Genomic DNA, 11,310 nt, shown 5'->3' with positions numbered 1-11,310 from the left:
TTGTAGGCGCGCGCGGTGGCCGCCTTGCGCTCGGCCAGCTTCAGCCGAGCCGCACCGTTGACGCGCCCGGTGACGTCGTAGACATCCCCCCGCTCCGCAGCCGGTAGGCATCCCTTGTAGGCCGCGAAAAACCAGCATGCGGTCAGCGCCGCGTGCTTCGGCTGCAGCACCAGCGCCGGGTCGTCGACATAGTCGAAGCCCAACGCGTCGCTGGCAGCGCGGTAGGCGTCGAGCCAGGTGAGCTGGATCAGCCCGCGGCCGTGGTAGCCCTTGTAGCGAAGCTGGCTCAGGCCGCCCGGATTGCGCACGTAGTCCTCGGCGCGATACGCCCCTTTCACGAACAAGCTGGGGAAGACCGCGCGCAGCCGATCGGGCGTGGTGTAGTAGAGGTCTTCCTCGACCACTGAGAGCGGCCCGTCTCGCCCTTCGGCCTCGATCGCCACCTGCCCAAGCAGGCAAGCCGCGGCGCTCGCGGACGTGATGGCGAACCGGTCCATGCCGTCGCTCAGTGGCCAGGCGTAGCGCTCAGCGTTCGCGCGCGTTGCGCCCGTGCAGTCGATGAGGGTGGAAACGTCGATCATGCTTTTCACTCCATTGCCGTGTGGCTGCGGCGTTGATTCATTGGTTGACGCCGGCGCAGCGCAGGTACAGCGCAACGAGGGCTTCGGTGTGCTGCCCGCGCTGAGCCAAGGTAGGGTTCGCCGGCAGAGTCGGCAGCGCGGGGCAGTCCCGCGTCGGCACAGGCGGCGATGAAGGCCCAGCGCAGCCCTGCAGGACCGCGAGCAGCACCAGCGCGGCCGCGCGGGTCATGGCCGGCCTCCCTGCAGCTTTTCGTTGGCTCGCTTGATCGTGTTGTTTACGGCCGCAGCAGGCGCGGGTGCCGGAGGCGGCACGGCGCTTGCTTTCGCGGCTGCCTTGGCGGTAATGGCGGCGGTCGTTGCCGTCTTCGCCGCGGCACCGACCTGGTCGGCCGCCTCACCCACGGCCTCCGCGGCGCTCGAGGTCACCATGGCTGCGGTCGTGACGCTGTCCGCTGCCTTCTTGAGTCGCCCGCCATAGGCCTCTTGGAGGCGTGCAATTTCCGCGAGCGAGTCCTGCTTCTGCTGCTGCACGCCGAGGAAGTAGCCGATGCTTACCCCTCCGCCCACGAGTCCGCCGATCACAACGCAGGCGTTGAAGACATGCCGCACGGTGCGCGGCAGGCGCTTCACAGGTTCGAGGGGACCGAAGTCACTGTCAGCGCGGTGCATGAATTTGCTCCTGAAGGTTGCGGACCTGGTCACGCAGGCCCTGCATTTCTTTGCTTTGGGTTTCCAGCTTCAGGTTCTGCGCCTCGAGCTGGCGGTTCATTTCGGCGAGCTGCCCCTCCATTCGGGCCAGTTGCTTGTAGGCCTCATTCCTCTCCTCAGCGAACTTGTCCGCGCGGGCCGTCATCGCGACGAGTGCCGCATCGGAACGCTCAGCGACGTCCTTCCAATGCGCGATCGCGGAGACGTTCGCCTCCGTATTCGCGCCGTCGAGTTGGCGCTGGCCGCGCTGGCTCCAGAGATAAAGCGCCACGGAGACGCCCACGGCTGCGGCGCCGCCCAGTACGCCCTTCAATTCAGTGAACAGTTGGATGAAGTCGCCCATGTTTCCTCTCTAGATCTCGATGACCTCGACGGTCAGCGCGGGCGCCTCGCCCTCGATGACGCCGTCGCGCACAAACACGCTGTCGCCAACGGTGCCGCCGCCGCGCGCGGTCAACAGGCCGCCGCCGGGCAGCTGCACCGTCGCCACGTCGCCCTCGAGCGCTGTGATGGTTCCGACCTGCAGCGGGCGCGCCGGCAGCAGGTCGAGGAAGACGCGGTAGATATTTCGCATGGGTCAGTCCACGTGGGTTTCGAGGCCGATGGTCTGGCGCAGTACCGGCCGGTCCCAGCTGACCGACGTGCTGCGCACAAGGCCAAGGCGCGTCGTGGCGCCGTCGACATAGCGCACGAGTGCACCCGGCTGGATGATTCCGGTGTCAGCCAGCACGGGCATACGCAGCGTCACCAGCGCTTGGCGGCCGGTGTTCGACAGCTCGGCGAGACCGCGCTGCCGTGCGGCGATCGCGTTGGTGATCAACGGGTGCGTGACCATCGGAGCGACTGAACCGCCCGCGGTACCGGCGCGAGTGACCTGGCCGAGCACACCGGCGGGGGGAGGTCTGGTGCCGCTGACGAAGATGCGGTCATAGGCTGGCAGGCTGCGCCAGTCGATGCCTTCCACAGCCGCGACAGCGCTCGGCAGCTCGAAGTCCGGCGTGAGCGTGTTCCACGTCCACGGCGTTGAGGGGTAGCGCGGCAGCACCCGAAGCGTCGCGGCAGTGCGGTGCGGCTGAACGTAGCCGCCCGCGGCGCGCACGATGTCCTGCACCGCCTCGATGTACGTGCCCTGAATGTTCCAGGTGCCCCCGGGCACGCTCCAGTCCTCGAGGCCCCAATCCACCGCCCAACCGATGCTGACGCCGTTGATTGTCAGCGCGAGGTCGGCCAGCTGCTGCGCGGTCAGTGTGCCTTCACTGAAGTGGTTCAGCGTCGGCGCGTAGGGGGCATCAAGGATGGCGCTGCGGCCCCGGCCTTGGACGCGGATGCGAGCCTTGCCGAAGCTCCGCTCGCGGCTGTAGCTCTCGGCACACAGCCGGAAGGCCACGCCGTTGACCATGGCCTCGATATCGACCGGGTCCCCGTCGCCGCCTGGCTCAATCAGCGCCAGGGCAGCGGCCGGCAGCGACGCGCTCCACGACCAAGTCCACGAGTCCACATCGAGACTCATGCTGAAGGCGTCCGCCTCGATGGCCGCGCCGGTGTCGACCCGATGCAGCGTGATGTGGTTCTCCACGACGTAGACCCTCCGAATAGGAACGACGACCGTCTCGCCCGGCTCCGGGCCCACGTGTCGCTCGCAGATGAAAATGAGGTTGGTGTCTGCACTCCAGGGCGCCTCGAAGACAAGGTCGCCGCTCGGCGTGTAGCAGGGCTCGACGGGCGGCTGGACAGGGATCAGGATCGTGCGGCCGGGCCGCGGCTGCACTGACTCCTGATACCGGCTGCCCCAGCCGCGCTGCAGCTTCAGCGCGTAGCCGTTGGTCGAGCCGATCACCACGCCCAGCGGGATCGCGTCTTGGAAGCGGGAGCGTTGCGCGTTCGGTATGCGCAACCCGTCGTTGAACTTCGACGCCCAGGCGCGATGCGTGCGCAGTCCTTCTTCAAACCGCTGACGCACGCTGTTGCTCGTTCGCAGTGCCTCCTGGAAGCGCTGCCGCGCGCCCGTGCGCACCGGCTGACCGTCCTGAAAGCGGCTCTCGACCGCCGGGCGCTTGGATCGGTCCGAATCGGCCCACCGGGCGCGGGACGACGCGCGAACAGGCGTGGCATCTGCATAGGTGACGCGAGTCGCCGCTGGCGTGCCCTTCCCGTCTTGCCAGCGGTCGGCGGCACGCTCGGGCTGCGGGATCGCGTCTTGCCAGCGGGCTCTCGCCGTCGCCGTCAGCGGACGCTGCGTGTCGGTGTTGTACTTGACCTCGCCGCGCAGTGTGGGGCGCACCAAGGTGATCGCGCCCGAGGCCACCACGCCCAGCGTCGCCGTGCCGCTCAGCGTCGGCCGCACGAGCACGATGCTGCCGGTGACGACGGCATCGCTGATCGGGTTGCTGCCGTCGTCACCGAAGACCAGGTCACCCTTGGTCAGCGGCGCCGCGACGAAGACGAGATCGGTAGAAGCCATGTCAGACGATCTTCATCTCGCCCAGGATCGCCCGCGCGCCTGCGTACAGCAGGGTGCCCGTGGTGCCGCTGATCTTCAGCGGACCGGCGCCGGCCATGTCCGTCACGTCACCAGCGCCCAGCAGCACGCCGGCAGCGCTGTAGAGATTGAACGTGGCGGCATTGCCTTGCGTGAGGATCAAGTCGCCGCTGGCGCTGTCCTGATCGAACACGAGCTCGTGCGCCACGAGCGCCACTGCGGGCTTCGTGAAGAGCATCGTGACCAGCGCCACGGCTGCCGCGTCGTAGAGCACTGCGTAGGCGTGGTTGGCCGCGTGGTCGTCAAGCGCAGCGTTGATGCCGCCCACGAGCATCGAGTCGTTGAGGGCTTGCGTGGCGGTGAAACTCATGGGATCAACTCCACCCCGCCACCCTCCAGCGAAAGGCCGTCCGCAACCACGGCGCGGAACGACTTGTCGTGGTCATAGGAGATAACCGTATAGGTCTGGTACTCGTCGACATAGTCGAACGAATAGGCACCTGTGCCCGGCGTGCTCCACATCTCGCGAACGAGCAGTCCGTCGCGCTCGCGGTAGAGACGCACCCGCTCAGACACTGGCACGTTCGGCGAGCCTTTGTCTTTCGTGGTGCCTTTGACGCGGCCAATGCCATCTCCAAGCACGCCCGTCACAAAATCTCGCCGCCCCTTCAGAGGCGGGGCGGTCAGAGCACTCCCGTACACACGCGGTGTGCTGGCAGCGGAAGGCACATTCACCGAAGGGGGCGCATACGCCCGTCCCCGCACCCTGTTCCGCAAGACGCCACCCAGATAAGCGCTCGTTGGGGGCGTGAAGTTGGCCGTGTGCAGCGCGGCCCCTTTGACGATCAACAGATCATCAATGTAGCCATTGACGGGAATCGGATAGCTTGCATTGCTGGTGCCACCGATCAGGAGGGGGCGCCCCAGGCTTTCGATCTGCGTGTAACCTGTCCCCACCGTGGTGGTCGACCCGCTCTGCAACACGCCATCCAGAAAGAGCCGGCGCACACCGCTCGCGACCGTAGCTTCGACGTGATGCCAGCCGCTCTTGGAAATGGAGACGTTTGCTCGAAAAAGAGTACCTGAACCGCTATTCCAACTGTCCAGTTGCAGGCCTGTGCCCGTGGTTGACGCACTCCCCAGGATGCCAAAAATCCAGCCACTGATGGAAGCGGAAGTGTCCCATGTATCGACGATTGCGGCACCCCTCATCCCGTCGGCATCAGCGGGACTATCGCCTGCCAAATAGACCCAAGCCGCGATCGTGAGGTCACCCGATCCAAAATCAAATTCATCAGACACTGGGCCCACCACGCGCGACCCAGTGCTGCCCGGCAGAAGCAACGACGAACCGCCCCACTTGCTCTGCGCGGTCGAGATCGCCGCAGTACCGATGGGGGTGAACGTCTTCGGGCGAGGGCTCGCATCGATGAGATTCGTTGAGCCATTCGCGCCGTCAAAGCTCAACGCAAGCGATACGTTCGAGCCCAGCGACAAAGCCCCTGGCGTCGAACTCGTGAGAGCCTGCGCACCAGGCCAAGCAATTCCTGCGATGGTGGCGAGATCGGTCCACGCGGAACCGTCGTCGGAAAACTGCAGGCGCGCGATGAGAAGGAACTTGGCCACATCCGCGCTTGAGCCGATCCGAATGTCGGTCACATCCTGATCGCCACCGGGACCGAAATCCCACGAGAGCACAAGCGACACCAGATCAGCCGCTCTCCATGTCGCCCCGGTGGCCGTATTGCCATCCTTGAGATTCGCAAGCGACCCTGCCGTTGGCGCGATGTTGGAAGTCAGCGTCGCCGTCGCATCCACCCGCGTGCTCCCTGCCAGCAGTTGGAACTCCGTGATGTCCAATCCAGCGGAGCCGTAGGCCTCGAAGCCGAAGGCGCGCCAATATCTGTGTGCGGCCATGACTTACCAAGGGCCCGTCGCATCGAAAAATACGATGCCGGTATTAGATGAGGCGGATGTGCCAGTCAGCGACCCGCTGCTGCCGCTAGCGGTCGCGGCGATCAAGGTCCGTCCTGCAAGCAGGCCACTGCCAGGCGTTCGATCACCTTGCCGGAACGTATCCCACGCTCCCGTCTGCATGCAGTGCAAGATGCCCGGCATCAGCGCACGAGGCACAATCAGCGCACTGGTTGCAAAAAATTTCTGAGACAACCAGAGCCCGCCATCAACTGGCGAAGGAAACGCGCCCAAACCCGTCGACCCACCCGAATAGTGCACCGACGCAAACGACATCAGGAAGGGGAAAATCTTGTTGATCGTGCTGCTACCCAACCCTGTGTAATCCCGAGGTGCAGCGAACGAGGCCTCATTCGACGTACCGATCGCTCCGTCATACATTGAGCTGACAGTGCTGGTGGTCGAGTAGTTCAGGACGCAAGCATATGGATCACCTCCGGGCTTGTAGGGCGTGAGGTCACCGAAGCATCGTCCTGCTGTGATCTGGTTCGCAGCGTTGGTCGCCGAAGACGACTGAATGTTGAGATAGAAGATCTTTCCGTTTGTGAACAGTGACCAAGCCACTGCGGTGCTGTTCGCGTTCTGGCTCTTGGCCCAATAGCCACCACCCGACACCTGCGCCGGACTAGGGAACGGCCCCACGCCAGTGTTGATGTCGCTCATGCTTTCGTAACCCACCACACGGCACGAAGTGGTGCCCGTGTCGTCGACACGCAGGTAACAACCCGTCGACGTGATGTCCCCGCTCTTGTAGGCACCGAGGTTGGTGCCGCTGAACGGCTTCGCGAAGCCAGCCGGTGCCATCTTTATAGTGATGGTGCCGGTGTACGTGCCATCAGGCAGCGTCGTCGCCCACGTCGCGGTGGTAGCGGTCGGACGACCTACGACCTTCTGCTCACCGTTGGCGCCCGCGAATCCGGTCGGGCCGCCGGTCACGCCGGCGACCAACACGACGGCATCCGTCTGCGAAGAGTGGTTGCCGCTGGCCCATGTAGCCGTCATGACGCCGCCGGTCGCAACAAGGGAGGTCAGCGTCTTGGTATCGAAGCCGTCTTTCAGGCATGCGTCGAGAAGCACAATCAGCGCGCCTGCAGTTCCCGAAAGGACGGGAGCGCCCGACATCTGGCTGCTGTAAAACTTGACGCTGGTATCAACTGGAGAGGTCATGTGCTGGCCTTACGCGATGGGGTTGTCGATGTCGCCGCGGACGATCGTGAGGAAGGAGTAGTCGGCCGCCGCCTCGGGGCCTTGCTGCACAGTGCGGATGACCCAGAAGGGGAACATCGCGCCGATGGTGTTGAATCGAACGATGTTGCCGATGGCCCAGCCTCCGCCCCACCCTGCGACTGCGAGGGTGAAGTAAGGAACGCCGGTCGCCGGATTGATCGGCGAAGTGATGGTGTTGATGGACCCTTCGCCGATGACACCAACGTGCTCGCCGATGATGTCGAAGGTCAGCGTAGACTTGAATCGCAGCGCCCATCGTTCGGTGACGGTGCCAGCGTTGGTCACCACCATCGGGTAGCCACCGATGTTGTAGGTGCCCGGCGCGGCCGCCCCGCTGAGCACGTCCGAGAACGTCACGTTGTCCCACGTCGCCTGGTCGAACATGAGCGACATGCGGGCCTTCAGGTCGCCTGCGCGCAGTGCGCTCGACACGTAAGAGCCCAGGGGATAGTTGTGCGTGAGCGGGCGCGTGAAGGTGATCGTGCCATCGATCTGCGCCTCGCGGATCAGCGCGTAGTCCTCGATGCGGTGCTCCATGCGCACGGGCTGAGACCAGCCAGTCACGTCCGTCGGGGTGGCGGTGCCGGCTTCGAGGTCTTCGGTGTAGCCCGTCTGGATGACGTAGCCGTCGTTGCCCAGCAGGCGAAGCCGCGATAGGCGCGTGCGCCCGGCGCTGATCGGCGTGCCGACGATGGCCGTCGCGGGTGCCGTCAGGCCGGTATGGCCGACCACCGCCAGTTCGCCTTCGCGGAAGACGGGCACCTTGCCATCGCTGGGCAGGCGCACCGGGTCGATGCCGAGCAGATCCGCATCGAGCGGGAGGTAAGTGAAGGCCACCGCGTTGTAGCGCAGCGTCTCCTGCCGGATCAGGTCGATGTAGCCGTCAGCCACGCCCGGGATGTTGAGCCAGGACAGATCCTGCTTGATGACTCCTGCCGGCGCGGTCGGAGAGACGCCGACCAGCTTCACCACACCGGTGGTGTAGTTGATTCGCCCCTTCACGCGAGGCGCGTTGATGATGCCGTCGCTGTCCGCGCTGTAGTTGAAGGTCGTGCCGTCCGCCATCGTCCCGAGCACGCTGAAGCTGCCGGTGCGGATCGGCGCGGTAGCGAGACGGAAGACCACGGCGTAGGTGTTGTACGGCGTGAAGGCGCCGTTCACCGGCGGGCTGGCGACGCCGCGCCAGTCGCTGACGGCCGGCGACGAGCCCGGCACCCATGCGTTGAGCGTCACCTCGCCCTGGCTGGGCGTCAGCGTGCCCACGCTGGTGCCGATGCCCGTGACCGGCGAAAGGTCGACCTGCAGGTCGCCGCTGGCCTTGGACACGTACTTCTTGCCGCCGGCGCTGAAACTGATGCCCGACAGGGAGAACGCATTCGCGACGTTCGTGCGCAGGTGCAGCTGGTCAATGTCGCCCGACAGGCTCTGGCTCCCGCTCGCGGCGGTGGCGACGGTGCCCGTGGCGGACGTAACGCCCGCCAGGCTCAGCGACAGCACGGTGCTGTTGAAGATGGTTGGGTCGAGGTAGGCCCGCTTCTTCAGCTTGTAGGCGCCGCTGGACGGGGGGGTGTTGAGGGTGACGTTTGCCATGGAGCGCCCTTATGCGGTCACGATGTCCATCACGAAACCGTCCTCGTAGAGGAAGATGTTGTCCCACGCAGTGAGCAGCGCGGCCGTGGTTTGGGGGATGACGGTGGTACCAGCCAGCGTGAAGGTGCCGGCGGCGTAGTTCACAGTGCCGACCTGCAGTTGCGTGTCCGCGAGCAGCACCATCAGATGGCCGGCCCCGTCGTCGACGATGCGGTAGCTCGCAGGCTCGCCCCAGTTCACCACCGGGTCCGAGCCGCGCACTCCCTTCAGCTGCCCGCTGACGACGATGTCGATGGAGCCGGGCGTGATGCCCGTCACGCCGAAGCTGCCCGAGCCGGATGCAACGGCGGCCGTGGCCGGCGTCTTCGTGATCGATGACACCGTCACGTTGATGACGGTGCCAGGCGGCGGCAACAGCGTCGGGCTGAGTCGGAAGGAACCCTTGGCGTAGTTCACCGAGCCGCTGCCGTCGCCGATCAGGTTCCCTGCGCCGTCGTCGGTGACGGTCCTCGCCGTGCCGTCGTTCCATGCGATGGAGAGGCCGCCGGGCTCGATGGCCTTCGCGCCAGCCTCGATGCTGGAGACGCCGCTTGTGTTGAACGGCCAGTAGAGGCGCCCGTTGTTGTCGAGCGTGAGGACGGCCGCATCCTGCGCCGCCTTCGGCTCGACCCACTGGTAGATGACTTCGCTGCCCACATCGGGCAGCGCCCCCAGCGTCACGGAAACGGTGCCCGTGGTGTAGTTGAGCTGCCCGGCGCCGTAGCCGGTATCCGGGCCGCGAATAGCGCCCGAGCCATCGTCTCGGAGCACGTACCACTGGCTGCTGTACTGGTAGGCGATCGACAGCGTGCCAGGAACAGGCGCCGGCTCGATGGTGCGCACGTAGGACAGGGAGCGCGTCTCCGCAGTGACCTCGAAGCCCTGCGTCTGCGTGACCGCCTCCACGGCCTGCGCCGGCTGGTAGGTGATGCTGAAGGTCGCCGAGCCGGTGCCGAAGACGTTGGTCAGCAGGGCCAGCACGCCGTTTTCGTAGTCGATGGTGCCGACCTGGCTGCCGGCGTTCATGAGCCGACCGCCGCTGTCCGTCAGCGTGACCCCGCCGCTGGCGATGGAGAAGGTGTTCGGCTTCACCGCGCCGCCCACGAAGAGGTTCTGCGCGGTCGTGAAGACGCTGGTGTAGCCGATGGTGACCGCACCGCCGCCGGACACCACGCCGTTCATCAGCTGGTTGGTGCGCGCGTCTGCAATGGGCGTCTCAACCTGCGCGCTGGGCACCAGCTGCGTGAAGATGTCCTGTGCCTTGACGCTGAAGTCGCCGAGGTTGGCGCCGACCTGCAGCGGCTTGACGCTGTAGTACTTGGCGGCGTCCGCCACGATGACTTTGCTGACCTTGGTGGCGGCGGCGATCTGCGCCTTCGTCGGGTCGATGCGCGTCACGTCGAAGCCGGGATAGTCGGCGCGCAGCGGGTCGCTGATCTTCAGCTCGAGCACGTAACGCTGGAAGTCGCCCGATACGTCGGTGAAGGTCTGCAGGGTGACCTTCGCCTCGGTGATCCGCACGTACTGGATGAGCTGGTCGCTGAAGCCCTCCCGCTTCGTCAGCGCGAGGGTGCCCCCGATGGGCGGCGTCTCATCAGTGCGCTGGAAGATGGTGAGGGTCTTCATGCCGGTGATGTGGTTCCCAAACAGGAAGCCGGCGTAGTTCGCACCCACCGAGAGGTACGCCTCGATGCGCGAGATTGCCGCGGCGCGCAGGTCGAAGGTGTCGTTGGTGGTCATGATCGTGACCGACACGTTCGGGTCGTTGGGCGGCTCGGCGATGATGACGTTCGCGCCGAGGTAGGTGTCGGTGTCGGCCGACTGAACCCACACATGGACCTTGCGGGCCTGCACGCGCCCAGCGGCCCGGTCGGACTCCGACACGTCGGGCAGCATACTGTTGCTTGCGCCGTCGACCACTTCGATCGCGGTGGGCCCGCCACCGCCCTCCGGAACGTCGTCCATCACCTGGCTCTTCACCAGTTTCACGTCGCCTTTAAGAATTGCCATGGATCAGACCTCGATCAGCCGCACAGTGGCGACATAGGGATATGCGTCAGGGGGAAGTTCGGGTCGCGCGACGGGTTCGGCCTCGATGGGCTTCTCCACCGGCGCGAACTGCACGTTGAAGGTGCGTCCATCCGCCAGCGTCAGCTCGTGTTCGCCGACCGCGTCCGATGCCGCCAGCGCACGAAGGGCCTCAAGTACGCTGCGGTGAATCCACCCAGCGTCGGAATCGCCGCGCAGCGTGATCGGGCGCCCAGCCTGCTTGACCGCTGCGTCGACCAGGAGCGCGCCGGTGACGGAGTACTCAGCGGACTTTTGAACCTCGCTCCAGGCGAACTCGTCGTCCCAGACCATGCCGCGCGGCAGCTGCAGGTCGCCCAATGTGTGAAAGGTGCTGGTCGCCATAGTCAGGGTGCCGCCGTTCCGCGCGCCTGACCGAGCCGCTGCAGCAGATCCTGCAGCAGGTCCGCGCCGGCGTTGTCGGTGTTGAGAGAGCCAAAACTCTGGCCGTTGACGTTGAGGTCCACACGAACAGTGCGCGTGGACTCTGGCCGGGGGATGGTCGACGGCTGTTGTGCCTTGCTGTTGGCCGTCCCGAAGGTGTACTGCTCGGCTGCCTTGAGCAGCGCCATGCTCAACGTGCCGCCGTCACCGCCGTACTTCTTCTGACCAGGGTTGTTGAAGAAGGGAACGTCTCCCTTGGAG

The 11,310-nt window shown here is 65.6% G+C and carries 13 protein-coding genes; all 13 read right to left on the bottom strand.

Features of this window, described 5'->3' with window-relative positions; translation table 11 throughout:
- Positions 1 to 581: glycoside hydrolase family 19 protein (locus ACT6S0_RS23610; RefSeq protein WP_444766206.1), on the bottom strand; the 581-nt coding region annotated here is incomplete at its 3' end.
- 37 nt (positions 582 to 618) lie between these two features.
- On the bottom strand, positions 619 to 810 hold the full coding sequence (locus ACT6S0_RS23605; protein ID WP_444766205.1) for a hypothetical protein: 192 nt from the start codon (positions 808 to 810) through the stop codon (positions 619 to 621).
- Positions 807 to 1,250, bottom strand: a complete 444-nt coding sequence (locus ACT6S0_RS23600; protein ID WP_444766204.1) for a hypothetical protein — start codon at positions 1,248 to 1,250, stop codon at positions 807 to 809. The genes ACT6S0_RS23605 and ACT6S0_RS23600 overlap by 4 nt, the downstream gene beginning before the upstream one ends.
- Complete coding sequence (locus ACT6S0_RS23595) at positions 1,237 to 1,632, bottom strand: hypothetical protein (protein WP_444766203.1); 396 nt, start codon at positions 1,630 to 1,632, stop codon at positions 1,237 to 1,239. Before ACT6S0_RS23595 ends, ACT6S0_RS23600 begins: the two co-directional genes overlap by 14 nt.
- Before the next feature lie 9 nt (positions 1,633 to 1,641).
- Positions 1,642 to 1,863, bottom strand: a complete 222-nt coding sequence (locus ACT6S0_RS23590; protein WP_444766202.1) for a hypothetical protein — start codon at positions 1,861 to 1,863, stop codon at positions 1,642 to 1,644.
- A gap of 3 nt (positions 1,864 to 1,866) precedes the next feature.
- Entirely contained in the window at positions 1,867 to 3,750 is a 1,884-nt protein-coding gene (locus ACT6S0_RS23585) for a hypothetical protein (protein ID WP_444766201.1), read from the bottom strand.
- Between the two features lies 1 nt (position 3,751).
- Positions 3,752 to 4,138 (bottom strand): hypothetical protein, encoded by a 387-nt coding sequence (locus tag ACT6S0_RS23580; RefSeq protein ID WP_444766200.1) that lies wholly within the window; start codon positions 4,136 to 4,138, stop codon positions 3,752 to 3,754.
- On the bottom strand, positions 4,135 to 5,685 hold the full coding sequence (locus ACT6S0_RS23575) for a LamG domain-containing protein (RefSeq protein ID WP_444766199.1): 1,551 nt from the start codon (positions 5,683 to 5,685) through the stop codon (positions 4,135 to 4,137). Before ACT6S0_RS23575 ends, ACT6S0_RS23580 begins: the two co-directional genes overlap by 4 nt.
- 3 nt (positions 5,686 to 5,688) lie before the next feature.
- A complete protein-coding gene (locus ACT6S0_RS23570) occupies positions 5,689 to 6,909 on the bottom strand; it encodes a hypothetical protein (RefSeq protein ID WP_444766198.1) in 1,221 nt (406 codons plus the stop codon).
- Between the two features lie 9 nt (positions 6,910 to 6,918).
- Entirely contained in the window at positions 6,919 to 8,559 is a 1,641-nt protein-coding gene (locus ACT6S0_RS23565) for a hypothetical protein (protein ID WP_444766197.1), read from the bottom strand.
- A gap of 9 nt (positions 8,560 to 8,568) precedes the next feature.
- Positions 8,569 to 10,608 (bottom strand): hypothetical protein, encoded by a 2,040-nt coding sequence (locus tag ACT6S0_RS23560; RefSeq protein WP_444766196.1) that lies wholly within the window; start codon positions 10,606 to 10,608, stop codon positions 8,569 to 8,571.
- 3 nt (positions 10,609 to 10,611) lie between these two features.
- A complete protein-coding gene (locus tag ACT6S0_RS23555; protein WP_444766195.1) occupies positions 10,612 to 11,010 on the bottom strand; it encodes a hypothetical protein in 399 nt (132 codons plus the stop codon).
- 2 nt (positions 11,011 to 11,012) lie between these two features.
- On the bottom strand, positions 11,013 to 11,310 hold a 298-nt coding region (locus ACT6S0_RS23550; RefSeq protein WP_444766194.1), incomplete at its 5' end, for a hypothetical protein.

This window comes from Roseateles sp. (genome assembly GCF_052436255.1).
In the GTDB taxonomy this organism is placed as follows: domain Bacteria; phylum Pseudomonadota; class Gammaproteobacteria; order Burkholderiales; family Burkholderiaceae_C; genus Pelomonas.
The sequence above is the reverse complement of the archived record's forward strand: the minus strand, read 5'-3'. Positions and strand labels throughout refer to the sequence as shown.

Coding starts and splice junctions, on each gene's coding strand:
- ACT6S0_RS23605 (WP_444766205.1), bottom strand. CDS start 810: ATGACCCGCGCGGCCGCGCTGGTGCTGCTCGCGGTCCTGCAGGGCTGC.
- ACT6S0_RS23600 (WP_444766204.1), bottom strand. CDS start 1,250: ATGCACCGCGCTGACAGTGACTTCGGTCCCCTCGAACCTGTGAAGCGC.
- ACT6S0_RS23595 (WP_444766203.1), bottom strand. CDS start 1,632: ATGGGCGACTTCATCCAACTGTTCACTGAATTGAAGGGCGTACTGGGC.
- ACT6S0_RS23590 (WP_444766202.1), bottom strand. CDS start 1,863: ATGCGAAATATCTACCGCGTCTTCCTCGACCTGCTGCCGGCGCGCCCG.
- ACT6S0_RS23585 (WP_444766201.1), bottom strand. CDS start 3,750: ATGGCTTCTACCGATCTCGTCTTCGTCGCGGCGCCGCTGACCAAGGGT.
- ACT6S0_RS23580 (WP_444766200.1), bottom strand. CDS start 4,138: ATGAGTTTCACCGCCACGCAAGCCCTCAACGACTCGATGCTCGTGGGC.
- ACT6S0_RS23575 (WP_444766199.1), bottom strand. CDS start 5,685: ATGGCCGCACACAGATATTGGCGCGCCTTCGGCTTCGAGGCCTACGGC.
- ACT6S0_RS23570 (WP_444766198.1), bottom strand. CDS start 6,909: ATGACCTCTCCAGTTGATACCAGCGTCAAGTTTTACAGCAGCCAGATG.
- ACT6S0_RS23565 (WP_444766197.1), bottom strand. CDS start 8,559: ATGGCAAACGTCACCCTCAACACCCCCCCGTCCAGCGGCGCCTACAAG.
- ACT6S0_RS23560 (WP_444766196.1), bottom strand. CDS start 10,608: ATGGCAATTCTTAAAGGCGACGTGAAACTGGTGAAGAGCCAGGTGATG.
- ACT6S0_RS23555 (WP_444766195.1), bottom strand. CDS start 11,010: ATGGCGACCAGCACCTTTCACACATTGGGCGACCTGCAGCTGCCGCGC.